The sequence below is a fragment of the Pseudobutyrivibrio sp. YE44 genome (genome assembly GCF_900104335.1).
GTDB lineage: Bacteria > Bacillota > Clostridia > Lachnospirales > Lachnospiraceae > Pseudobutyrivibrio.
The window spans coordinates 458,416-483,108 of record NZ_FMXT01000001.1 but is presented as its reverse complement, the minus strand read 5'-3'; the positions used below and the strand labels follow the sequence as shown (position 1 = coordinate 483,108).

Below are 24,693 nucleotides of genomic sequence, written 5' to 3'. Positions count from 1 at the left end.
TATGAGACAGAGAAAATCAAATGGTGGTATACCAAGTAAATATCTGCTCACGATTTTATCAATCATATGCATTATGCTATTGTTTTTTAGCTATTCTACTGGTTTTACTGGTGGCCCATTAGAAACAATAGCTAATCATATTTTTATTCCAATGCAAAAAGGAATCGATTATATTGGCAGCACTATAGCGATTTCTTCATCTGACACAAAAACTAAAAAACAGCTTGTGGCTGAAAACGAAGCTCTTCAGACAGAAGTTGAAGAATTGAATGATAAAATCAAAAGTATGGAGCTTAAGCTAGGAGAGCTAGATGAGCTTCAAAAACTCTACGAGTTAGACCAAAACTATTACGACTATGACACTACGGGTGCACGTATTATCGGAAAAGGTACTTCAAACTGGTTCAACACCTTTACCATCGATAAAGGCTCAAAGGATGGCATAAAGGTTAATATGAATGTTATCGCCGATGGTGGTTTGGTAGGAATAGTCTCTTCTGTAGGTGATAGCTATGCGGTTGTTAGAGCTATTATTGATGATACATCAAATGTTAGTGCCACAATTTCATCTACTGAAGATAATTGTATTGTTTCTGGTAGTCTTGAAAACATGACTGCTAGCAATTTAATTAATTATTCTAACCTTAGTGATAGTGATGATAAGGTTGCTATCGGTGATATTGTTGTTACATCAAATATTTCTGATAAATATTTACCTGGTCTTATGATTGGATATATTTCATCTGTTAATCTTGATGAAAACGACTTATCAAAGTCAGGTACAATTACACCTGTTGTAGATTTTAAACATTTATCTGATGTTCTTGTTATAAAGCAGTTAAAGGAGTCTTACAAGAGTGAGTGATTTTAAACAGTATTTAAAACGAATATTGATAATCGCACTTGTAATTTATGTATGTTTCTTACTGCAGACAAGTGTTTTTTCAAGATATAGACTTGCGGGTGTTACGCCTAATGTGCTCCTTTGCGTTGTTGCTACCTATGGCTTTATGAAGGGGAGAAGACATGGTATTTTAGTTGGATTTTTCACCGGCTTGTTACTTGATATTTTTTCAGGTTCTCTTTTTGGATGCTATGCTCTTATTTACATGTATATAGGTCTTCTTAATGGTCTTTTTAAGAAGCAGTTTTTTGGTGACGATTTAAGACTTCCTATGATTCTTATTGGCACTAGCGACCTTATTTATGGTGTCGCTTCCTTTGTAGCTCGTATGGGCTATAAATCTCAGTACAATTTTTCCTTTTATTTATTGAATATAATTTTACCTGAGGTTGTTTATACATTACTTGTTTCTATTTTCGTCTATTATTTCATTTTATACATAAATAATTGGCTAGAAAAATTGGAAAAGAAAGGTTCTGATCGAATTGGAAACTATTAAGGACATACTTAGAAATGCATTATCTTCACGTATTCGTGTTGTTTCAGTAGTGATGGGCATTTTCGCTGCTGTCCTTATTTCACGCCTATTTTATCTACAAATTATTAATGGTTCTGAGTATCAGGACAACTACAACTTAAAGCTGGAGAAAACCGAGACAATTCCTGCTACTAGAGGAAATATCTATGATCGAAAAGGTAATCTTTTAGCTTATAACGAACTTGTTTACGCTGTTACTATTCAAGATACTGGAACCTATTCTTCTAAGAAGGAGAGAAGTAGCTCTCTTAATTCAGAAATCGCACGAATCATTCAAAAGCTAGAGGAAAATGGTGATTCTATCGATAATAATTTCCCTATTATTATTGATTCGTCTGGCGAATATCAGTTTATGTATTCTGGAAATTCATTGCAAAGATTTCGAGCTGATGTTTTCGGAAAATCAAGCATAGATGATTTGGAATACAGTGAAAAGCTTGGTTTTGATCAGGCTACTGCCACAGCAGACCAAATCATTGATTATTTATCTAGCGATAAAGTTTATAACATTTCAGATGAATACGATAAAAAGCTTCGCTATAAGATTTTGGTAGTTCGTTATAATATGGGCCAAAACTCCTATCAAAAATACATTTCTACAGTAATTGCATCTGATATTTCTGAGAAATCTGTTGCCTTTATCGAAGAGAATGTTAACGAGCTTACTGGTGTTGCCATAGAACAAAAATCTTTACGTAGATATACAGACAGCGAATATTTTGCTCATATAATTGGTTATACTGGCCAGATTTCTACCTCAGAGTACAAAGAGCTTTCTAAGAAAGACGATACTGTTGAGGCTACAGACGTTATTGGTAAATCTGGTATTGAAAAATATATGAACGATTATCTTTCTGGAACGAAAGGTCATGAGACCCTTTATGTAGATAGTGTGGGTAACACTATTGCAGAAGGAGATTATCTTGCTGCCGTATCTGGAAATGATGTTTATCTTTCTATTGACTACGATCTTCAAAAGGCTACCTATACACTTCTGGAACAGGAGATAGCAGGTATTCTTTATTCAAAGATTGCAAACATCAAAGAATATCACGCTTCCGAACATGCTTCAGCGTCAGATGTAGTTGTGCCTATATATGATGTTTACTATTCTTTAATTAAAAATGGCATTATTGATACTAATGCCTTCGCAGATGAAAATGCTACTGCTACTGAAAAGGCTGTTTTATCTGCCTTCAAGGGCAAGCAAAAAACAGTATTAGCTACTCTTAAGAGCCAGCTTAAGGCTAATAACGAGGTGGTATATAGCGATTTACCAAATGAGTATCAAGCATATTCTACATATCTTGTTACCAAGCTAAAAAGCATAGGTATTTTTGATGCAAGTGCTATTGATAATAGTTCAGAGGTTCAGACAGCTTGGACTTCAGAACAAATGGCTGTTAACAAATATTTGATATATGCCATCGAACAAAACTGGATTGATATTACCAAATATGAAAATGAAGCTAAGTATGCTGATACAGAAGAGCTTTACAACGATCTTATAGATTATTTAATTGATTATTTGTCTACCGACAAAGGTTTCCAGAATTTAATCTATAAGTATCTGTTACTTGATGATGGTATTTCTGGATCACAGCTTTGTATTATTCTTTACGATCAGGGAGTGCTTGAGGCAGATGAGGAGACTTATCAAATGCTTACAAGTGGTCGTATGTCTTCATACGAGTTTATGCTTTCAAAAATTAAAAATCTTGAACTTACACCTGGCCAGCTTGCCTTGGATCCTTGCTCGGGATCTTCTGCAATCATCGACACTAGAACTGGTGAAGTTTTAGCTATGGTTACATATCCTGGTTATGATAATAATAAACTGGCAAATTCGGTAGATGCTGATTACTATTCATATTTGACTAATAATGCAGCAAATCCTTTATATAACTATGCTACACAGCAGAGAACTGCTCCAGGTTCTACCTTCAAGATTATTAGTTCAACTGCAGGTTTGGCAGAAAATGTTATTGATACCGGCACAGAGATTGTGGATTTGGGTCAGTACAACAAGGTTTCAAATAAACCAAAATGTTGGATATATCCTAGCAACCATGGTAGTATCAATGTTTCTGAGGCTATAAGAGATTCTTGTAACTATTTCTTCTATGAAGTTGGGTGGAGACTTTCTGGTGGTGATGGAAACTATGATGAGGTTAAGGGTATTGAAAAAATCCAAAAATACGCAAGCCTTTATGGTCTTGATGAGACAACAGGTATTGAAGTAGAAGAGAATACTCCTCATATTGCCACAGAATATCCTGTCATGGCAGCAATTGGTCAGTCTGATAACAACTTTACAACTATCGGTTTAGCGCGCTATGCAACAGCCGTAGCAAACAGAGGAACCGTTTATAATCTTACCTTATTAGACAGTGTTAAAGATTCAGAAGGAAATGTTTTAGAAAGCTATGGCCCTTCTGTTAGAAATCAAATTGACGTACTTAACAGTAGCCAATGGGATGCCATCCATTATGGTATGAGAATGGTAGTTGAGTCCCTTTCTTCTTACGACAACTTCTCTGTTCCAGTTGCTGGTAAAACAGGTACAGCTCAGCAGGTAAAGAGCAGACCTAACCACGCGTTATTTATTGGTTTTGCACCTTATAATAAACCAGAAATTGCAATTGCAACACGTATCGCTTACGGTTACACCTCGCATAATGCAGCTGCAGTTTCAAAGGATATTCTTTCATACTACTTTGGTGTTTCTTCCACCGAAGAATTGCTTAGTGGTGAAGCTAGTACTGTATCAGATGCTGGAAATGAAATTACAGATTAATTAACAAAAGGGAGGCTTTATTTTGGGAAATGATCCTGTAGTTTTAAAGAGTAATAAATATGGTCTTTCATTACAGTTAGATCCTACAATTCCATTTGAGGAATTAGTTAGAGCTATTTGTGAAAAGTTCGCCAAGTCCGCTGATTTTTTTGGAGAGACTTCCATGGTTCTTGAAACCTTTGGACGTGAACTTTCAACAGAAGAGGGCCTTGTTATTATTCAGGCAATAGAATTGAATTCTAAAATTAAAATTATTCTTCTCAATGAGAACAATGAGTATAAAGATATTCGTATGCTTGGAGAGATAGATAGGTTTTATACCGATGAAATCTTTGAAAATGCGAAAATAATCAGAGGAAGTGTCACTAAACATGATGTGATTACTTCTGATTCCAGTCTTATTATTCTTGGAGATGTTAAATCTAAAGCTACCGTTAGAGCTAAAGGTAATATAATTGTTATGGGTAGTTTAAATGGCACCTGTCATGCAGGTTACCCTGACAATTCAGGCTGCTATATTGTTGCTGGCGAGTTAGATTCTGAAAATATTCAAATTGGAACAAAGTCAGGTCAGGTAAAGTTCCAAGAGAAATGGTCTCTTAGAGTTCGTCGTTCAAAAAGTGAGCCAGTTGGTATTTCTGTATGGAACCATGAGCTTTTAGCAGAGCCTTTAAGCAGTGGCTTATTAAAGAGGATTAAGAATTAATGTTTCACAATTATAAATTTAAGAATCTAGATATTAAGTTAATACTTGCAGTTATTGCACTTACAATAGTGGGCATATTTGTTATTGGTTCAGCAAACGAATCCAATCAACAAAAGCAGATTATTGGAATGATTCTTGGGGTTATTGTAATGTCTGGTATGACTCTTATAGATTATGATTTTATTCTTCATTTTCATTGGGTTTATTACGGACTAGTAATAGCTTTGCTTTTAGCTGTTTTGATTTTTGGTGATGATGCTGGTGGTGCTACCCGTTGGATTGAGGTGGGCGTTCGTTTCCAGCCTTCGGAATTAGGTAAAATATTGCTTATTTTATTCTTCGCATGGTTTCTTATGTTGCATGAAGAAGATATAAATAAGCCAAAAGTACTAGCTTTAACAATGGTTTTATCTGCAATTCCGTTAATTTTAATAGAAAAAGAGCCAGATTTATCGACTACTATAGTCACAATGATGATTATTTGTGTTATGATGTTTGTAGTGGGACTTAGTTATAAGTTTGTTGGAATAGTTCTTGGTGTAACAATTCCATCTATTCTAATCCTATTGGCTCTTATTTCAAGAGAGGGACAGACTATTTTAAAGGAATATCAGGGTATACGTATTCTTGCATGGCTTAAGCCAGACAAGTATCCTCAGAATTCCTATCAACAACAGAATTCTATTATGGCAATAGGTTCTGGCCAGTTGCTAGGAAAAGGACTAGGAAATGATGCTTTTGATTCAGTTAAGAATGGTAATTACATTTCTGAACCTCATACTGACTTTATCTTTGCAGTAGCAGGAGAGGAGCTTGGATTTGTAGGTTCCGCTTTAGTTATATTACTTATATTTTTTATCACAATTGAAATTTTAATGATTGCAAAGAAAGCGAAGGATGTTTCTGGAAAGCTTATTTGTGTAGGTATGGCCACACTTATTGGTTTCCAAAGTTTCGTTAATATTTGCGTAGTTACAGGATTGATGCCAAATACCGGTTTGCCACTTCCTTTCGTAAGCTATGGCTTAACATCTTTAGTTACAGTTTATTTTGGTATTGGTATAGTTTTGAATGTTGGTCTTCAATCAAAAAATAATAACGGGAGGCTTTTTTAAATGAACATTGGATTGGTAGCTCATGATTCCAAAAAGAAGCTTATGCAGAATTTCTGTATAGCTTATCGTGGAATCCTTAGCAAAAACGAGATTTTTGCCACAGGAACTACTGGCAGACTAGTAGAGGAGGTTACAAATCTCTCTGTGCACAAATACTTAGCTGGTCACCTTGGTGGAACTCAGCAGTTAGGAGCACAGATTGAGCAGAATGAAATCGATTTAGTTATCTTCTTGAGAGATCCACTTACTGTTAAATCTCACGAACCAGATGTAAATAGTATTGTAAGGATTTGTGACGCCCACAATATTCCTTTAGCTACAAATTTAGCGACCGCTGAATTACTTATAAAGTCTTTAGATAGAGGAGATCTTGAGTGGCGTGAAATGTATAAATAAATATATCTCCCTGTTTTTAGTGATTACTATAGCTTTATCCTTGATTTCCTGCGGAAAAGCAGACGAGGATATAACAAGCTATAAGTTATATGATACTTCTGACGCATATGGTATCACCCATAATGGCGCAAGTTCAGATGTAGAGCTATTTGCAAAGGATTTATGTGTAACTGGCAATGAAGACTTAGGTACTTCATCGGTTGATTCTCAGGTTGCATCTGGAGCTGCAGCTTTTAACATTACAGAACAGACCTGTGTATATGCGCAGTCTGTACACGAAAAGCTTTATCCAGCATCCACCACAAAAATTCTTACTGCATATATCGCATGTTTGAAAGGTAATCTTGATGATTACTATACTGTTAGTGAGAATGCTGTAGATCAAGCTAGCGATTCTTCTGTTATTAATTTAAAGGCTGGAGACGTTATTTCCTTAAGAGATTTATTGTATGGTTTAATGCTTAGATCTGGAAATGATGCAGCTGTAGCAATTGCAGAGGGTATCTGTGGAGACGTAGAGACTTTTGCTAACCTTATGAATGAGACTGCTATAAATTTAGGAGCCACCAATTCTCATTTTGTTACACCTAATGGACTTCATGATGAAAACCATTACACCACTGTATATGATATGTATTTGATTTTAAATGCAGCTATACAGAATCCTGATTTCTATACAATATTTACAGCTACCTCATATACTGCAAATTATACTAGCGGTGGTACTTCAAAAACCGTAGATTGGAGAACTACCAATCAATATCTTTCAGGTAATGTACACAAGCCTAACGGTTTTTCTATTTTAGGCGGTAAGACTGGTACTACAGGCGCTGCGGGATACTGTTTAGTTCTACTATCAGAAAATGAAGACCATGATAAAATTATCTCAATTGTTTTTAATGCAGATTGTAGATCTAATCTATACTTGTTAATGAATGAAATGCTCAGCAATTATTGTATTTAAATATTTTTTAGATAATATTATAATACCTCCGAGATTTTCAGTTAATTGTAAAAAATAATGACAATTTTTAAATAAATGTCGTTTTGGTTATTTAGCTTTTAGTCTTATTATGTTAGAATATACTTAACAAAAAGATAAGCATTGGAGGGGGACAATAGCCAATGCTAAATACATAAAAGGGAGGTATACAAACATGGTGGAGATAATATCAGGCGAGAAGGGCAAAGGCAAGACAAAGTACTTATTAGACAAGGTAAATACCGATATTAAAAAGGTTGATGGATCTGTTGTATACATTGATAAGAATACAAAGCACATGTATGAATTAGATTCAAAAATTCGTTTAATCAATATGGGTGATTATCCTATTGAGACTACTGATGAGTTCTTAGGTTTCTTAAGTGGTGTTTTATCACAGAACGCCGACATTCAAGAGGTTTTCTTAGACAGTTTCCTTACAGTATCATATATTGATGATAATGATGAGTTCGCTGCAGCTCTTAATAAGCTTGATAAAGTTTGTAACATGTTTGATGTTAAATTCGTTTTATCTGTTAGCAAGAATGAAAAGGATTTGCCTGAAGATGCAAAGGGTAAAATCATTATTTCCTTATAGATTGTATTAATTAATATGAATTATATGGGGGCACGGATTCGTGCCCTTTTAATTTGGTAAAAGAGTAAATTTCAACTTATGAGAAAGAGAAAAGAAAAGCAAAGCAAAATAATTAAATATCCGAGACAATACCATTTCTCCATAGGTTTTATCATTATTGGTGTAATGTTTATATATATGCTCTATCATTTATTGACCTATATTACAGCTGCTAATATCACTGTATACGAGGTTTCTCAGGGCTCAATATCTTCAAATCTTGAGTATAACGCCCTTGCTATCAGAGAAGAACAGATTGTTAACGCTGATACAAATGGTGACTTATTATATTTAGCTGAAAACTTCACCAAAGTAGGTGCAAAATCAAGGGTATATGCCTTAGATACCTCAGGAGAAATCCTATCATCCTTAAAAGAGTCAACTGGTAATGCTGAAGTGAACCTTAGTGCTGATGATTATGAAAAGCTTCAGTCTGCAATATCTAGCTATACCTACGATTTTAACAATACAAGTTACAACAAGCTATACTCCTTTAAAACAGAGCTCGAATCCCAAATTCAGCAGCTATACACAGTTTCTGCAATGGAGTCCATGGGCGATACTCTTCAAAACGCTATCAATTCCGGAACCTTTACCATATACAATAGCCCTACACCAGGTTTAATAGTTTATTCTGTAGATGGATTAGAAAACCTTACAGTAGATTCCTTTATATCTGATTCATTTGATATGTCAGCATATTCTACTGAAAACCTTAAATCACAGGAATCTGTAGTAGCAGGTCAACCGGTTTATAAAATTATCACCTCAGATCATTGGAATCTTGTTTGTGAGGTAGATAAAGATTTATATGATTCCTTACAGGAAGAAAGCTATCTTAAAATTCGTTTCCTTGAGGATGAAGTAGAAACTTGGACAAATCTATCCTTTACAGAAAAGGCAGGAAAATATTATTTAATTTTATCCTTGGATGATTCTATGGACAGATATGCTGATAGCAGATATGTTCATATAAAGATTATTAAGAATAATATTTCAGGTTTAAAAATTCCAAATTCATCTATTGTTAAGAAGCAGTTCTTTACTATTCCTAAAGCATATATGATGCAAGGAAACAATGATGATTCTGCTGGCTTCCTTCTTCAAAATGGAGATAAGGGAGAGTACATAAATCCTGTTATCTATTATGAGACAGATGATTTTTATTATATCGATAATAATGATGTTAAAAGAGGAGATGTACTCATTAAGCCAAACTCAAAAGACCAATACGTGGTAGGTAGTGATTTGGCTACACTAGAAGGTGTTTACAATGTAAACAAAGGCTATGCTGTCTTTAAACAAATAGAAATACTCTACCAGAATAATGATTATTCAATAATTAAAACAGGAACTAATTATGGTATATCTATGTATGACCATATTGTTTTACAAGGTGATGAAGTAGAGGAAAATACAATCATAAATTAACAAAACGAGGTGAATGATATGAGAGAGCAGGAATTAAAGGATAATTTAATTAGCGTAGAAGAGCGAGTTGCAGCTGCTTGTAAAAGAGCTGGTAGAAATCGTGATGAGGTTACTCTTATTGCAGTCAGTAAAACAAAGCCAGTTTCTGATTTACAAGTAATTTATGATCAGGGAATGCGAAGCTTTGGCGAAAACAAGGTGCAAGAGCTTACAGAAAAGATTCCTGAAATGCCTAATGATATTGATTGGCATTTAATCGGTCATTTACAGAGAAATAAGGTTAAATATATTGTTGATAAGGTTAAGCTTATACATTCAGTTGATAGCTACCGTTTAGCAGAGGAAATAAATATACAAGCAAAGAAGCATGGTGTTATAGTGCCAATCCTTATAGAGGTAAATGCAGCTAATGAAACAACAAAGTTTGGTGTTAAATTAGAGGAAGCAAAACAATTATGTCAGGAGATTTCACATTTAGATGCAGTTCACATAATGGGATTAATGACTATTGCACCAAATGTTGTGGTTCCTGAAGAAAATCGCGGGATTTTTCACAAAATAAAGGATTTATCGGTTGACATCGCTAACGAAAACATCGATAATGTAGATATGAGAATTTTATCTATGGGAATGACAAATGATTTTGAAGTTGCCATAGAAGAAGGTGCAACTCATGTTAGAGTGGGTACAGCCATCTTCGGTGAGAGAAATTACAACCTATAAAAAGGAGTTTTTGTTATGTTTGAGAGAATGCTTGATGCAATGCATCTTGGTGATGATTACGATGAATATGAAGACGAAGAGCTTTATGATGAGGAAGAGGAAAAATCTTTCTTTAACAAGTTCGGAAAAAAAGATAGAGAAGAGGAGGAAAAGCGTCCAGTTCTAAATAAGCCTTCTGAAAAGGAGACTAGATCGTTTAAACCTGCGCAAAAAGTTACACCAATGAGAAATAAATCGAAAGGAGCTGTTATGGAGGTTTGTGTTATTAAACCATCTTCATTCGAAGATGCTCGTGAAATTTCCGAGACACTTTTAGCTGAACGTACAGTTCTTCTGAATATGAAAGGTTTAGACCTTGGAGTTGCACAACGTATCATAGATTTCACTTGTGGAACCTGCTACGCTATAGATGGTAATTTACAAAGAATTGAAGATTATATCTTCATTATTACTCCAGCAGGAGTTGAGCTTTCTGGTGATTTAGCAGGAATCGTAGATGCCTTTGACTTCACTGGAATTCAAACAGGCTTTTAATTTGTTTTGATACTTGCACCAGATATGAAAATATCTGGTGTTTTTTTATAAGGACTAAGGGAGAATACTAATGGCTAAAGACTTGATGATTAATTATGAAAATGCTCCATGTTACCAGATTCATTTTAGAACAGATTTTTCAGATCTTTTGAATTGCTTTAAATCTGATATTAATTCTAAATATGATAATATCTGTATTGTTACTGATTCAAATGTTGCATCCTTATTTTTGAAAGAGGTAATTGATATTTTCAAAACTACAGAAAGTAATGTTACTTCTTTTAGTTTTACTGCGGGAGAGGAAAACAAGAATCTCGACACAGTAAATATGTTATATGAACATTTAATTCTTAAGAAATTTACTAGAAATTCTCTATTAGTAGCTCTCGGCGGAGGCGTTGTAGGAGATTTAACTGGATTCGCAGCTGCCACATTTTTAAGAGGAATTGATTTTATTCAAATACCTACAACTTTATTATCTCAAGTAGATAGTTCTGTTGGCGGTAAAACAGGTGTTGATTTTAACAAGTATAAAAATATGGTTGGTGCTTTTTATATGCCTAAAATGGTATATATGAATCTTGGTGCACTAAACCACTTGGATGACGATAATTTTGCTTGTGGTATGGGTGAAGTTATAAAAAGCGCCTTGATAGCTGACAAGGATTTATATGTATGGCTTAAGGAAAATGTAAATAAGCTTAATGAAAGAAATCCTGAAGCCCTAGAACACACTGTATACAGCTGTTGCAAAATAAAAGGGCATGTTGTTGAAGTTGATCCTAAGGAAAAAGGTATTAGAGCATATTTAAATTATGGTCACACATTAGGTCATGCAATTGAAAAACTTGCAAATTTCACCTTAGGCCATGGACAATGTGTTGCGCTTGGAATGGTTTGTGCAGGATATTTATCCGCAAAACTTGGAAATATAACTTGGGAAGAACAGGATGAAATTAATTCATGCATAAAGCAATATAATCTTCCTACAACCATTTCTAACCTTAAGGCCTCGGACATATTAGAAGCATCTAAATCAGATAAGAAAATGGTTAACAATAAAATTAAATTTACTATTTTAAAGGCTATAGGCGAAGCTGATTCTTATTTGGATTTTTCCGATGAAGAATTATTAGAAGCCATAGAACAGGTATTAGTTTAATGTTTTATAAGTTTAATAAGGGTATTTCATTAATATATAGTTTTATTCTGGTTGTGCTATTGATTTTACTGGATCAATGGACAAAAGTATTAGCGGTAAAGCATCTTATGAATAAAGAAGATATGATTTTAATTCCTAAGGTGTTACAGCTACATTATCTTGAAAATACTGGTGCAGCTTTCTCAATTCTTGAAGGAAAACAAACTTTATTTGCTTTTGCTACACCAATCCTATTAATAATTATGGTATATATTATTATAAGGATGCCACAAGCAAAGAAATATGTTTTCTTAGACTATGTAATTCTTTTTCTTATAGCAGGCGCTATTGGAAACTATATTGATAGAGTGGCAAACAATTATGTTGTTGATTTTATTTATTTTTCTTTAATCAATTTTCCTGTTTTCAATGTTGCTGACTGTTACGTAACTGTGGCAATTTTTGTTTTACTTATATTGATTTTATTCTATTATAAGGATGAAGATTTAGAGGAGATTAAGCGTCGCTTATTATTTAAATAATATGGATGAATTTACAATAATAATTGAAGAACCATCTGATGAAGGCGTTAGAATTGACAAATTCTTAGCCTTAAATAATCCTGAAAAATCCAGAAGCTACTATCAAAAAGCTATTGATAGTGGCTTTATTTTGGTGAATGGAAAAACTGTTAAATCTAAATATCAAACCAGGCTTGGAGATGAAATTGTTGTTAGCGTGGAGCCTGTTAAAGAAATTGACATTGTACCTGAAGATATTCCGATAGAAATACTATATGAGGATGATGACGTAATTGTAGTTAATAAGCCAAAAGGTATGGTGGTTCATCCTGCTCCTGGCCATTATTCAGGTACCTTAGTTAATGCGTTGATGTTTCACTGTAAAGACTCTTTATCAGGCATTAATGGGGAAATTAGGCCTGGTATCGTACATAGGATAGATATGAATACTACAGGATCCTTATTGGTCTGTAAAAATGATAAGGCACATAATCATATAGCTGCTCAAATAAAAGAACATTCTGTAAATCGTATATATAAAGGGATTGTAATTGGTAATTTCAAGGAAGAGGAAGGAACAGTGAATGCTCCTATAGGCCGAAATCCTAAAGATAGAAAGAAGATGGCAGTGGTAAGCAATGGAAGAGAGGCTATTACCCATTATCAGGTTGTAGAGCAATTTAAAGGCTATTCCTATGTTCAGTTTAAACTTGAAACTGGACGTACTCATCAAATTCGTGTTCATATGGCTTCCATTGGACATCCACTTTTAGGAGATGATGTTTATGGAAAGCCAGTAAAGAACTTAGATGGCCAGACACTACATGCTCAGACTCTTGGTTTTATTCAACCAACAACAGGTCAGTACATAGAGGCAGTTGCACCTTTGCCAGTATATTTCGAAGAATTACTTAAAAAATATAGAAAAATGACTTTAGAATGAAAAAGGTCTTCTAGATTTATATTCTAGAAGACCTTTTATATTTATTGAATATCTATTATGTAAGATTAGTAATCTGAATGAATTTTCTATTTCAACTTAAAATCTATGGTTAAGAGCTACATATGGAGTAATTCTTTAATTGATTTTGACATTTGGCTGTACCAGCTTTCAGGACTGATTCCAAATTGTTCGTTTTTCTCATCTGTAATATTAACTTCATTGCAGGTTATATTGGTGTCGACAATTTGGTGTATATAGAGAGATTCAACAACTCTATTGCATACAAAATCGCTGATAGGCCAATTTGTATCTTCTTCAAATCTAGGAATTTCAAGAACAATCTCTGTTTGACCATTTTGTTCTGCAGTTTTAACCTGATCAATAAAATCATTCATTACAGCTTCACACTTATCATATGAAATATTTGAATAGTTGTAATGCTGAAGAAGTGTTCCTGGATTAATAAATAATAATAATATTGTGCCCGCTAAGATTAATGGCAATTTATTATATTTCTTATTGGCTTTTATAAGCTCATTTAAACACAAGATCATTCCCATAAACAAATAGAATAATGAGCATATAGAGACTTCTGTTCGCATTGCATAATTAGGATTAACTGAAGCGCTTAACAATACAATGTAAATAACAGTAAAGCCAATATAAAACACAAAGCTTTTACCTGTTTCATTCAGCTTTTTATTATAGAGCTTATAACAGGTTATAAAGACAACTAAATCTAATATAGTTATAAATACGTTCTTAGCGATTAAGCTGAGTAAAGTAACAATTAAAGATATAGGCAAATTGAATAGAATGCTTTTATGCATACCATCAGCACGTCCACCAGTTGTTTCAAGAATATTTGTAAGGAACCACCAGGCGATAATTACTAGTTTTAACCAATTATTTATGCAAAAATCCTTAAAAACAAAAGATTTGTTTTTAATATCTTTTAAGAGGTTTAATAATAGGTTTGTTCCAACGTATGTAGCAAGAACTACAGATGAAAACAAATTTGAAAAAATAGCAAAATACAAACAAATAAAGATAATAATCTTGTGTAATAAATTACTATTTTTAAACCAATCATCAATGCTTCCATAAGACATAAAATGCATAACTAAAGTTGCATTAAGTATGGCTGACAAAGTGTAATAATAAAAGCAGGTTAAATCTATGGCGCCAATCATAAAGAAGTTATTGCTTCCCATAAAAATATGAGAAATAAAGTGAAGCAAAATAAATAGACATCCATATGCAATACTTTTATTTAAAGAAGCAATTTTACGCTTATAAAATAGATAAGAAAACTGAACAAAATATATGGTAAATAATATACTTCCAAATAAACCATGTGCCAGTGTTAAGGAACGACAATAGTTGTTTAGTATTGGATTTATAACAAAAGCTGCAAATGCTGATACAGAAGGCATGGCAACTTCTGGAAATATTCTTGTAGGATTCCAAGAATGTAACAATGGAATTGGTAAACGTATAGCATAAATATATAGCCAGTCGTCAGCATCATAAACAACTAAAGGATTAATAACTGTAAAAAACAGTAACATCCCTACAAAAACAAATAACCCATATAAATAGAATTGCCAATTTTTCTTTATCATATATATTATCTCCTAAAAAAATTTCCAATCTATTATGCCATGTATATTCGTAAAATATATAATAATCTTTTGTGTATTAAGTTAGATTTGTTGTGCTTATTTTATAATATGTAATTATAATAACTAATTATCGTTTCTGCGGAAATCTACAGCATTTCTGGCCATTTTCTTATGCTCATCCTCAATTGCAGCATAGTAATCAATGGTTGTATTGATATTTTCATGGCCTAAAACGTCCGCTACCAGCCTTATATCCCCTGTTTCACGATAGAGAGCAGTACCATAAGTACTACGAAGCTTATGTGGCGTAATTTTCTTATTTGGCACTACAATTTTAGCATATTTTTTAACTAAATTTTCAATAGCATCAACGCTAAGACGTTTACCCTGGAGGGAATAGAAGAGTGCTGCTTCGTGACCATCTACAGGTAGGATGTAGGTTCGTTCACCATTAATATAGTCTTTTAAAGTAGTAGAAACATCATCGTTGAAGTAGATGATATCTTGACCTCCACCCTTGCGTACGATTGTTAAAGAATTAACATTAAAATCGATATCGTTTAAATCAAGACCATTACATTCACTGACACGAATACCAGTGTTAAGCATTAAGGTGAGTATTGCTAAATCACGACCTCGAGTTTTTTGGTTGTATTTACGTTGACGTTCAGAGGCAAAGGCTTCACCGTTTTCAATGGCATCTAAAATAGACTGAACCTCATAGTTATTCATCCGAACAATATTTTTGTCTTTTTTTAGCTTTGGCAAATCCACAAGCTGTGTTGGATCCTTAGAAACGAATTCTCTTGCAAGTAAATACTTGTACATGCTACGAAGAGGCGATAATTTACGTGCAATGGCACGTTTGCTGTTTTCATGTTGCTCACCTTCGGTATTTAATTCTAAGTAGCGTTTGTATTCCTCAATATCATCAGCTGTAATTTGATCTAGAACCTTGTAATCAATTTTTTTAAGCTCTGAACCTGCAATTGTAGGGTTAGAGGCTGCTAAAAATCGAAAAAAAGTAAGCAAGTCATAGCTATAGGAAATTAAAGTGCTTGTCTGTGTAGTTTGTTCCTTGGAATAGATGTAATCTAATGCAGGCTTTGGAAGCTGAGCTTGAAGCTCGCGTAATTTAACCTTTTGATTCTTTGATTTGTCCTTATAGAAGTCTGAGTCTTTACCCATAACAAAAACCTCCCAAATAATGATATATCTATTATATAGTATTTATTTACTATTATCTATCGGAAAAACAGATATTTATCCGATAGATATATGCGGAAGCAATAAAACTATTGCCCCATCAAAACTGTACAGTTTAAGCCAGCTTTTGATACATAGATATAACCATTGCCTCTTTTGTATTTTGTAGAATTCTCATCTTCAGCTATTGGCTTACCATACATTTCGCCAAGTTTAATATTAACGTTTGCATAGACAATATCTGTGCTCTGTGATGATTCTAATTCAAAATAACCATTAGAAAGCTTTTCCTCGTAGAAAATATAAGAGACATTCGCATCATATCCTAAGAATGAATCCCAATAAACAAGACGGGAATCACCCTCAAGTGTAATCATTGCACCTTCGTTCTTTTCAATTAAATATAATGGATCACCCCAATTTCCAACACGGAAATCATTTCCATTAAAAAGGGTATCCTCTTTCTTGCAACCTACAAGAAAAAGCATTGACATTAAAGAAACTAAAGATATTACAGTAATTATTTTTTTACATCTCATTGAAAGTATAATTCTCCTAACTCGTTTTTGTTACATAATTTAATATTTTTCATAACTCAATGGATGTGTGTAAAACATACTGTAATAATTTAACATTTTGAACCTTTTAGGTCAATTAGTTTTTAGCTAAATAATTTGAGCAGAATCTTCGATTTTATTATCACTTATGCCATATTCTTCCATAGTTGTGATAATAGAGTTTCTAACTATTGTTGCTACATCTGTAGTTTTCATATCTTTGTAAGTATCGTAATAAATTGGTTTACCAAATATTACTTTTGTAGTAATTGGACCTCTCTTTAAACTATTAAAAGCTAAATATGAGTCTATAAGAGTAACAGGAATAATTGGAACCTGGGCTCTCATAGCGCATTTAAAGCTACCAGGCTTAAAACGCTTAACAATATTGCCATTATGATTATATCCACCCTCAGAAAACAGAATAAAACGCTTTCCCTGTTTTACTTCCTCAGTAATATTATCCATTAACTTCATATTCTGGCGAACATCATCAAGTTTAAGCCTTTTTGCTCCTAATAAATCAACAATTTCTCTCACAAGAAAACCATAGGACTTTGCCTTATCCATAACAAAGGTGCAGGGCTCTTTATGAGCGTACATAATACCAAGTGCATCGTATTTCCCCTGATGATTAGGATACATTATGTAACCGCCCTCTTTAGGAAGATTTTCTGCTCCATAAACCTCGGTGGTTATTCGAGCACTCTTTTTAATATGACGAATTAGCTTTAGCGCATAAGCATAACGAACCTTCTCTGGATATCTATCCTTATGCTTGCTCATTTTACGCATTGTACTAACAAGCTTTGGTGCTCTTTTTAAATTAGATACAATTGCAATTACAAATCTTAACATATATTTCCTTTATATTAAATGAAGATATACAAAATATTGATACTTTCTGAATCATATAACTATATATATGTATATTAACATAGTGAAGGAAAATATGAAATAAGCCTTTTACTGCTGAGCAACTGTATACTCAATAACTATATAATTGCCTGCTGTAATATCATCTGAAGATAAATGATTAAGCTTTTTAATGTTGTCAATGAATGCTGATTTATCTGATCGTTCTGGTGTCATGAAAGCGTCAGCTATGGTCCATAAAGTGTCTCCTGGCTGTACCTCATAGCTTGTATAATAGGTATTAACCTCTTTACTATTGTCTGCTTCTGCTCTATTACTAAAGAATACAAAGGCTGATATAACAGTTAAGCAAACAAACATAATAACAAGTGCCTGACTATGTAACTTACCCTTTGATTTCATTCTCATAATAACCGCCTCCAAATATTCGTTCGAAAACATCTGTTCTGAATAGAATATATTACACGAACAATCGTTTGTCAACATTTTTTCGAACAAAAATTCGGAAAATTTGTTTGCAAAAGTATGTTCCTTGTGTTACAGTAATTTTAGAAAAAATGAAAGGAGAATATTCCTTATGGCATACGGAAAAATATCTGCTAAACAGCGTGAAATTCTTGAAGTAATTAAAGCTGAAATACTAAATAAAGGATATCCACCTACTGTTAGAGAGCTTTGTGATGCATGTAATCTTAAATCTACATCTTCTATCCACTCTCATCTTGAAACACTTGAAAAAAATGGTTATATAAAGCGAGACCCATCTAAGCCTCGTGCAATCGAAATCGTTGATGACAGCTTCAATGTTGTTCGTCGAGAGGTTGTTAATGTTCCTGTAGTCGGAAATGTTGCTGCTGGTCAGCCACTTCTTGCTATACAAAACATTTCAGAGTACTTCCCTATCCCAGCTGAGCACATGCCTAATCAACAGTCCTTTATGTTAAAGGTTAAAGGGGAATCAATGATTAATGCTGGTATTCTTGATGGAGATACAATTATTGTTATGCAGCAAGATACTGCCAGAAATGGTGATATGGTTGTAGCTCTTGTAGATGATAGCGCTACTGTAAAGACATTCTATAAAGAGGATGGACATATTCGTCTTCAACCAGAAAACGACACTATGGATCCAATCATCGTAGACAATTGTATTATCTTAGGAAAAGTATTCGGAGTCTTCCGTTTCTTCTAAAAAAGGACGACCTTTCGGTCGTCCTTTCATTTTTAAAGATCCTTTGCATCAATAAGAATTCCGTCCTGCCAGATTCTTTCAAGATCATAGAAAAGTCTATCTTCTTCATCAAAAAGATGTACAATAACATCCTCATAATCCATAAGCACCCAAGTACTTTGGCGATTTCCTTCGATTGACTTTGCGTGAATTCCCTGCTCAAAAAGAACTCTATCAACTTCATCCTGCATTGCATTAAGCTGATTTATATTTGATGCAGAAGCAACGATGAAATAATCTGCCATAACGCTAATATTTGAAATATCAATTGCTTTAACATCAATGGCCTTTTTATCTTCAAGTGCCTTGCAAACAATCTTTGCCATTTCTCTTGCTTCCATCTTTTACCTCTTTTCTTTCATATAGTTAACATAATAATTGTAGGTATCTATTGTGGTTGGATCAACCATATCAGGATTTTCACTTAAGTAAGCTACTGAATCCTCTAGAATCATATAGACGCATTTGTCTAAGTCTGTATAGGCCATATACCTTATAATATCAAGTCTAGGCTGCTTGTTTCGACCAGGTTCGATATAATCTGCCACATAAATGATTTTATCTAATAGATTCATATTAGGGCATCCTGTGGTATGTACAGCTATTGCATGTGCAATTTGCTCATCAAAAACCTGATATTTCTCTTTACAATATAAGGCCCCAACCTTACCATGCAGCAAATGTGGATATTCCTTTTCAATTTCAGTAACAGGAATATTGTTTTTTGCGCATTCCTCTAGTCTTTTTTCATCTGAAATACATTTAGCACAATCGTGAAGCATGCCTGCAACCATTGCTGTATAAGCAGGATAATTCCAGTTTATAGCTAAATCATAAGCTGTACTAGCCACTCCCAAGGTATGGTTGTATCGACCAGGTTTAAGCTCTTTTTTCATCTCTTCAGATAAATTTATTACATCCTGATAGGTGTAGTTATATTGGTTATATAGATTATGTTCAATTATATAATCAATTACCTGTGAACCTAAAGCTTCTCTAACTGATAAATCCTTATAAAAGCCTGCTCTAACAGTAGATGAAGCAATTCCATTTGCAACATAGTTTATAAGAAGAAAATCGCCTTCATATAAGCTTTTACATTCCTCAATAACACTTGTTATCTCTTCTATCTCATCTCCTAACCTTGGTGCTACAAGTATAGAAGAATACTTTGAGATAATATCCGGATTAACCCATGTATTAAAGTTTAAGAGGCTATCACTGCCCATGATAAAAAAGATTTCATCATTAGGATGCTCTTCCTTTAACTCTTTAATAGTAATATAAGAATAGCTTTTTCCTGCTCTATATATCTCTCTATCATCAATATAGAAATCTTTTTCACTTGAAATTGCCAAGGAAAGCATTTCAAGTCTACAAGAATCAGCAACTGCTTCAGCGGTGTTCTTATGAGGAGGAGTTCCTGCTATAAGAAAGAATACCTTATCAAGGGCATACTGACTCTTTGCAGCCTTAGCAATCTCAAGGTGTGTATTATGAATTGGATTAAAGGTGCCTCCATATATACCAATTCTCATGATATCTCCTTACTGAGGAAGCTTAATTGTAGGCTTCTTCGCTGGTCTGTAAAGTATAATTTTTCTGCCGATAACTCTGACTACCTCAGAATGTGTACGCTCTGAAAGAACCTGAGCGATTTCCTTAGGATCATCAAAACAATTCTTTAAAACATTTATTTTAATAAGCTCTCTTGCTTCTAAAGCCTCATCAACTGCGTTTGTATACTCAGGTGTAAGGCTGGCTTTTCCAATTTGCAAAATTGGGCTAAGATCAGCTGCAAGAGATGATAAATAAGCTCTTTGCTTGTTAGTCATTTTTGCCTCCTATTTATAATAATCGAATACTAAACCGTACATTCTAACGGTGTCGCCCTCTTGAATGCCTTTTGCTTCAAGTTCCTTGAGAATACCCTGTTCTCTAAGGAAATTCTGGAAGAATAAGAAGCCCTTCTCAGATTCAAGATTTGTGTATCCAAGCATTTTTTCGATACGAGGACCTTCTACTACAAAGTCACCCTCATCGTTAATTTCAACTGTGTATGGCTCCTCACTAAATGCTCTGATAGTAGGGTCAAATTCCTGCTCATAAACGATTGGAGCATCATCGCAAGTGCCAAGAAGTCTAACAACTTCGTATAAAAGCTCCTTAAGGCCCTTTCCGCTAACCGCAGAAATTGGGTATACATTAATGCCCTTTGGCTCAAATTCAGCCTTTAAAGCCTTGATAACATCGTTAGACTCATCACCGATAACATCCATTTTGTTTGCAGCGATAACCTGAGGCTTTTTAAGAAGTTCAGGGTCATAGGCTTCAAGCTCTGCAGAAATAGTTTTGATATCTTCCACAGGGTCACGTCCCTCAACTGAAGCACCATCAACCATATGAATAATAACCTTTGTACGTTCAATATGGCGAAGGAACTCATGACCAAGTCCGATTCCCTCTGAAGCACCCTCAATAAGACCTGGAATATCAGCTATAACGAATCCATTTATATCATCAACATCTACAACACCAAGGTTTGGCGAAAGTGTTGTAAAATGATAATTTCCAATTTTAGGTTGAGCGTTTGTAACTCTAGAGAGGAATGTTGATTTACCAACGTTTGGATAACCAACAAGGCCTACATCAGCAATAACCTTAAGCTCAAGAATAACTTCAAGCTCAATTGCATCTACACCTGGCTTAGCATACTTTGGTGCCTGCATGGTAGATGTAGCAAAATGCTGATTACCTAAGCCTCCCTTGCCACCTGGAAGAACTACCTGACGTTTGTTATCACCACTCATATCAGCAATAACCTTGCCACTTTCGGCGTCCTTAATTACAGTTCCTTCTGGAACCTTAAGAATTAAGTCCTCTCCATTCTTTCCATGGCAATTGTCTTTTCCACCTTCTTGACCAGCCCCAGCTGCAAACTTTCTACGATGTCTATAGTCTGTAAGTGTATTAAGACCTGGATCTACTTCAAAGATGACATCTCCGCCATCACCACCGTCTCCACCATTTGGACCACCATTTGGCACGTATTTTTCACGACGGAAGCTAACATGGCCATCGCCACCTTTTCCTGATTTTATAATAATTTTTGCTCTATCAGCAAATGACATAGTAATCTCCTTGAATAAATAAACGACCCGACTTACGTAATGTGAGTCGGGTCAAATAATTACTGTTCTACTGGATAGACAGAAGCCTGCTTCTTGTCTCTACCTTTTCTTTCGAAACGAAGTACACCATCAACTAAAGCAAAAAGTGTATCATCTCCACCGAGACCTACATTGTTGCCTGGAAGAATCTTTGTACCACGCTGTCTGTAAAGAATGTTGCCAGCCTTAACGAACTGACCGTCTGCTCTCTTAGCGCCTAATCTCTTAGACTCTGAATCTCTACCGTTCTTTGTAGAGCCTACACCCTTTTTATGAGCGAAGAACTGAAGGTTCATCTGTAACATGTCTTACACCTCCTTGTAAAGCAATGATATATATTCATCGCCGTATTGTTTTTGGATTTCCTCCAAACCTAATAACATAGCATCTAATAATACTTGTGACTTTTCTGAAAGTGATTCAGGAAAAGTGGTAAATATATGACCATCTTCCTCAACAAACTCAGTAGTCATTGCATCATCAGTAAATTTTTCAATACTGTTAATAGTATTAAGAACTAGAACTGATACTGCTGAACATACGATATCATAACCTGCGTCATCATAACCTGCATGTCCATCAAACAAGATACTGTAATACTGATTATTACGTTTGGTAATTGCTACGCTAATCATAATTAGCCGTTAATCTTTTCGATCTTAACCTGTGTGAATGACTGTCTGTGGCCATTCTTCTTATGGTAACCTGTTTTTCTCTTGTACTTGTAAACGATTACCTTCTTACCTCTGCCTTCTTTAACAACAGAAGCCTCAACTGTTGCGCCTGCTACTGTAGGTGCACCAACCTTGAGTTCCTTGTCGCTAACAGCAAGAACCTGATCAAAAGTAACCTTCTCACCAGCCTCAACGCCGAGCTTTTCAATGGTAATGATATCGCCTTCAGAGACTTTGTACTGCTTACCACCTGTTGCAATAATTGCGTACATGGTTTGTTCCTCCTTTTTATCATTACTCGCCAGTTTCGGTGGTGTTTCGGAATGAAACACACTTCATAAAACCACACTGAGCGGCATACTCAAGTATATTAACACAGGAATTTGTATACGTCAACGAGAATTGAACAGAAAACTTTGAAAATTTAAAAATTTTCTATTCAACTTCATGATATTTGCCTAAATGCTTCTTTAAATAGACATCTAATGAACTTAGATTCTTTTCGTTAGAAGAACGGATTTTTTTAGCTTCATCAGCAAGACAATGTCTGCAGGAACCTCTAAGATCCTCTTCTTCGTTGGTTACAAACCATTCATTGAATTGCTGGTCTAAATCTTCACTTTCTCTATTAAAATGAAATTTGCTCAACTGTAAGGTTAACTGAGAGGTTGCTCTCTCCTTTACAGCATTCTTTGCTTCATCCGTAAGATTAATGTCAGGAAAATCTTTATTGTATTTTACAATTTCTTCCTCAGCAATCTCGATAGCTTTATCTTGAACAAGCTTAATGATTTCATTCATTTCCATAAATAGCACCCTCCAATGAACTACCATCGATTCATAAAGTGCATTTTCCCCTCTTGCTTACGCTCGAAGTTTTTTGGCTTTTCTCCAACATCAGGATTAAAGAATATTCCGTTAAGATTATTGGTCCTAGCTCTAATGCAATCAGGACAAAATCGCCCATATCTAATACTGCAGCCGCAGCTTTCACACTCAATATAAATAGAGCTACCTTCTGGGATTTCCAAACGACCTTCGTGCAACATTCCATTGATCAAATCCACTGGAACACCTGTCTGATCACTAATAACTACCGCAGGACTTGCGCCATGTTCATCAATATAATCTTTGATTTTACCGAAATCGTCTAATTCTTCGTTGTCGCAATCATAGCATTTATAATGGCCACCACCAATATATTTTAAGCGGCCTTTACATTTACTACAACGATTAGGCTTCCTTTCAATAAACTCTTTCATAAAGCTTTTTTTATCTTCTAATGACCCCATAACGTGACCCCCAGATTAAAACCAGCGGAAAATAACCTTCCCCAATTATTTCCACAAATCTCTAAAGCCTTCGTATTGCCATAAGCCCTTTGAATTGTTCTTAGCCTCTAGTGTAAGACCTTGAAGAACATCGTCATGGGCAACTGTAGGCTCATAACGCTTTGCAATTCCATAACCCTCGGCTACTATTATAGCATTAACCATTGAATTTTTTATGTTCTCCTCATTAAAGGTATCGCTTACATCCTTAAGCCATACATAAGCTAGAATTCTGTCATATTGATCGTCATTATCTACGTCATATTCAAGGTATAAGGTATCTACATTAGAAAGAAGTTCCTTAGTATAGTCAGAAGCCATTCTGCCATATTCATTATTTCGTTCTTCTTCCTTGGCAACAGATTCAGGAGTATCAATACCAATCATGCGGACACGTTTTTGTTCCCCGGATTTATCTTCGACAATTATGGTATCTCCATCAACGCACCTAATAAACTTAACTGCATCCAAGTTGTTTTCACTCCCCACATTATCAATGCTTGTATCAGCTTCAATTACTTCTGTATTTTCAACCTCTAAATCTTCTGTGTTCTGATTGGTAATAAATTCTGGAACACCAACACCAATTAATATTGCAATTAAAATTATTCCTATTCTCTGCCACTTATTTTGAGTCTTCATTTCGTATTCTTCC

Annotated in this window: 30 protein-coding genes; 15 read left to right on the top strand and 15 right to left on the bottom strand. The window is 34.5% G+C overall.

The genetic code is table 11. The features are described from left to right. Position 1: 1 nt before the first annotated feature. From mreC to BLR54_RS02145, 14 genes are all read left to right on the top strand, one after another. Complete coding sequence (gene mreC / locus BLR54_RS02210; protein ID WP_242871182.1) at positions 2 to 865, top strand: rod shape-determining protein MreC; 864 nt, start codon at positions 2 to 4, stop codon at positions 863 to 865. Beyond that, positions 858 to 1,403, top strand: coding sequence for a rod shape-determining protein MreD (gene mreD, locus BLR54_RS02205; RefSeq protein ID WP_090416583.1), 546 nt, complete (start codon positions 858 to 860; stop codon positions 1,401 to 1,403). The genes mreC and mreD overlap by 8 nt, the downstream gene beginning before the upstream one ends. Continuing rightward, positions 1,390 to 4,239 carry a penicillin-binding transpeptidase domain-containing protein gene (locus tag BLR54_RS02200; protein ID WP_242871181.1) on the top strand — a complete coding sequence of 950 codons (2,850 nt, stop codon included), beginning with the start codon at positions 1,390 to 1,392 and terminating at the stop codon, positions 4,237 to 4,239. The genes mreD and BLR54_RS02200 overlap by 14 nt, the downstream gene beginning before the upstream one ends. Positions 4,240 to 4,261: 22 nt before the next feature. After that, complete coding sequence (locus BLR54_RS02195; RefSeq protein WP_090416582.1) at positions 4,262 to 4,945, top strand: septum site-determining protein MinC; 684 nt, start codon at positions 4,262 to 4,264, stop codon at positions 4,943 to 4,945. Next, a complete protein-coding gene (locus tag BLR54_RS02190) occupies positions 4,945 to 6,060 on the top strand; it encodes an FtsW/RodA/SpoVE family cell cycle protein (RefSeq protein WP_090416581.1) in 1,116 nt (371 codons plus the stop codon). The genes BLR54_RS02195 and BLR54_RS02190 overlap by 1 nt, the downstream gene beginning before the upstream one ends. Continuing rightward, positions 6,061 to 6,456 carry a methylglyoxal synthase gene (locus BLR54_RS02185; RefSeq protein WP_090149724.1) on the top strand — a complete coding sequence of 132 codons (396 nt, stop codon included), beginning with the start codon at positions 6,061 to 6,063 and terminating at the stop codon, positions 6,454 to 6,456. Then, positions 6,440 to 7,420 carry a D-alanyl-D-alanine carboxypeptidase family protein gene (locus BLR54_RS02180; RefSeq protein WP_090416580.1) on the top strand — a complete coding sequence of 327 codons (981 nt, stop codon included), beginning with the start codon at positions 6,440 to 6,442 and terminating at the stop codon, positions 7,418 to 7,420. Before BLR54_RS02185 ends, BLR54_RS02180 begins: the two co-directional genes overlap by 17 nt. A 193-nt stretch (positions 7,421 to 7,613) precedes the next feature. Beyond that, positions 7,614 to 8,036, top strand: a complete 423-nt coding sequence (locus BLR54_RS02175) for a twitching motility protein PilT (protein WP_090416579.1) — start codon at positions 7,614 to 7,616, stop codon at positions 8,034 to 8,036. A gap of 78 nt (positions 8,037 to 8,114) precedes the next feature. Further along, complete coding sequence (locus BLR54_RS02170; RefSeq protein ID WP_090416578.1) at positions 8,115 to 9,506, top strand: biotin/lipoyl attachment domain-containing protein; 1,392 nt, start codon at positions 8,115 to 8,117, stop codon at positions 9,504 to 9,506. An 18-nt stretch (positions 9,507 to 9,524) separates the two neighbouring features. Next, positions 9,525 to 10,229 (top strand): YggS family pyridoxal phosphate-dependent enzyme, encoded by a 705-nt coding sequence (locus tag BLR54_RS02165; RefSeq protein WP_090416577.1) that lies wholly within the window; start codon positions 9,525 to 9,527, stop codon positions 10,227 to 10,229. Between the two features lie 15 nt (positions 10,230 to 10,244). Next, positions 10,245 to 10,763, top strand: coding sequence for a cell division protein SepF (locus BLR54_RS02160; protein ID WP_090416576.1), 519 nt, complete (start codon positions 10,245 to 10,247; stop codon positions 10,761 to 10,763). Between the two features lie 70 nt (positions 10,764 to 10,833). Continuing rightward, a complete protein-coding gene (gene aroB, locus BLR54_RS02155; protein ID WP_090416575.1) occupies positions 10,834 to 11,925 on the top strand; it encodes a 3-dehydroquinate synthase in 1,092 nt (363 codons plus the stop codon). Further along, positions 11,925 to 12,446: a signal peptidase II gene (gene lspA / locus BLR54_RS02150; RefSeq protein ID WP_090416574.1), complete on the top strand. Its 522-nt coding sequence runs from the start codon at positions 11,925 to 11,927 to the stop codon at positions 12,444 to 12,446. The genes aroB and lspA overlap by 1 nt, the downstream gene beginning before the upstream one ends. Before the next feature lies 1 nt (position 12,447). Beyond that, positions 12,448 to 13,368 carry an RluA family pseudouridine synthase gene (locus tag BLR54_RS02145; protein ID WP_090416573.1) on the top strand — a complete coding sequence of 307 codons (921 nt, stop codon included), beginning with the start codon at positions 12,448 to 12,450 and terminating at the stop codon, positions 13,366 to 13,368. Between the two features lie 116 nt (positions 13,369 to 13,484). On the opposite strand, the gene BLR54_RS02140 is transcribed toward BLR54_RS02145, so the two are convergent. The 5 genes from BLR54_RS02140 to BLR54_RS02120 all read right to left on the bottom strand — a co-directional run bounded on the left by BLR54_RS02140 (position 13,485) and on the right by BLR54_RS02120 (position 18,040). Beyond that, positions 13,485 to 14,993: a hypothetical protein gene (locus BLR54_RS02140; RefSeq protein ID WP_090416572.1), complete on the bottom strand. Its 1,509-nt coding sequence runs from the start codon at positions 14,991 to 14,993 to the stop codon at positions 13,485 to 13,487. 123 nt (positions 14,994 to 15,116) lie between these two features. Then, entirely contained in the window at positions 15,117 to 16,181 is a 1,065-nt protein-coding gene (locus BLR54_RS02135) for a tyrosine-type recombinase/integrase (protein ID WP_090416571.1), read from the bottom strand. A gap of 107 nt (positions 16,182 to 16,288) precedes the next feature. Next, entirely contained in the window at positions 16,289 to 16,738 is a 450-nt protein-coding gene (locus BLR54_RS02130) for a hypothetical protein (protein ID WP_090416570.1), read from the bottom strand. Positions 16,739 to 16,864: 126 nt separating this feature from the next. Further along, on the bottom strand, positions 16,865 to 17,614 hold the full coding sequence (locus BLR54_RS02125; RefSeq protein ID WP_090416569.1) for a lysophospholipid acyltransferase family protein: 750 nt from the start codon (positions 17,612 to 17,614) through the stop codon (positions 16,865 to 16,867). 108 nt (positions 17,615 to 17,722) lie between these two features. Continuing rightward, positions 17,723 to 18,040: a LysM peptidoglycan-binding domain-containing protein gene (locus BLR54_RS02120; RefSeq protein WP_176761831.1), complete on the bottom strand. Its 318-nt coding sequence runs from the start codon at positions 18,038 to 18,040 to the stop codon at positions 17,723 to 17,725. A 169-nt stretch (positions 18,041 to 18,209) separates the two neighbouring features. Between BLR54_RS02120 and lexA the strand changes: the two genes are divergently transcribed. Beyond that, positions 18,210 to 18,824: a transcriptional repressor LexA gene (gene lexA, locus BLR54_RS02115; RefSeq protein ID WP_090416567.1), complete on the top strand. Its 615-nt coding sequence runs from the start codon at positions 18,210 to 18,212 to the stop codon at positions 18,822 to 18,824. Between the two features lie 32 nt (positions 18,825 to 18,856). Here the strand turns inward: lexA and rsfS are convergent, their stop codons facing one another. From rsfS to BLR54_RS02065, 10 genes are all read right to left on the bottom strand, one after another. Next, positions 18,857 to 19,204 carry a ribosome silencing factor gene (gene rsfS / locus BLR54_RS02110; RefSeq protein WP_090416566.1) on the bottom strand — a complete coding sequence of 116 codons (348 nt, stop codon included), beginning with the start codon at positions 19,202 to 19,204 and terminating at the stop codon, positions 18,857 to 18,859. A gap of 3 nt (positions 19,205 to 19,207) precedes the next feature. After that, positions 19,208 to 20,401, bottom strand: coding sequence for a nicotinate-nucleotide adenylyltransferase (nadD, locus tag BLR54_RS02105; RefSeq protein ID WP_090416565.1), 1,194 nt, complete (start codon positions 20,399 to 20,401; stop codon positions 19,208 to 19,210). 9 nt (positions 20,402 to 20,410) lie between these two features. Then, complete coding sequence (gene yhbY, locus BLR54_RS02100; RefSeq protein ID WP_090416564.1) at positions 20,411 to 20,698, bottom strand: ribosome assembly RNA-binding protein YhbY; 288 nt, start codon at positions 20,696 to 20,698, stop codon at positions 20,411 to 20,413. Between the two features lie 9 nt (positions 20,699 to 20,707). After that, the gene (obgE, locus tag BLR54_RS02095; RefSeq protein ID WP_090416563.1) at positions 20,708 to 21,994 is read right to left on the bottom strand and encodes a GTPase ObgE; all 1,287 of its coding nucleotides are present in this window, start codon (positions 21,992 to 21,994) and stop codon (positions 20,708 to 20,710) included. Positions 21,995 to 22,053: 59 nt separating this feature from the next. After that, positions 22,054 to 22,338, bottom strand: a complete 285-nt coding sequence (rpmA, locus tag BLR54_RS02090) for a 50S ribosomal protein L27 (protein WP_015549701.1) — start codon at positions 22,336 to 22,338, stop codon at positions 22,054 to 22,056. Positions 22,339 to 22,341: 3 nt separating this feature from the next. After that, positions 22,342 to 22,668 (bottom strand): ribosomal-processing cysteine protease Prp, encoded by a 327-nt coding sequence (locus BLR54_RS02085; RefSeq protein WP_090416562.1) that lies wholly within the window; start codon positions 22,666 to 22,668, stop codon positions 22,342 to 22,344. A gap of 2 nt (positions 22,669 to 22,670) precedes the next feature. Continuing rightward, complete coding sequence (gene rplU / locus BLR54_RS02080) at positions 22,671 to 22,979, bottom strand: 50S ribosomal protein L21 (RefSeq protein ID WP_072918564.1); 309 nt, start codon at positions 22,977 to 22,979, stop codon at positions 22,671 to 22,673. Positions 22,980 to 23,142: 163 nt separating this feature from the next. Further along, complete coding sequence (locus BLR54_RS02075; protein ID WP_090416561.1) at positions 23,143 to 23,514, bottom strand: hypothetical protein; 372 nt, start codon at positions 23,512 to 23,514, stop codon at positions 23,143 to 23,145. Positions 23,515 to 23,534: 20 nt separating this feature from the next. Then, entirely contained in the window at positions 23,535 to 23,999 is a 465-nt protein-coding gene (locus tag BLR54_RS02070) for a hypothetical protein (protein ID WP_090416560.1), read from the bottom strand. A gap of 45 nt (positions 24,000 to 24,044) precedes the next feature. Continuing rightward, entirely contained in the window at positions 24,045 to 24,680 is a 636-nt protein-coding gene (locus BLR54_RS02065; protein WP_090416559.1) for a thermonuclease family protein, read from the bottom strand. Between the last annotated feature and the right edge of the window lie 13 nt (positions 24,681 to 24,693).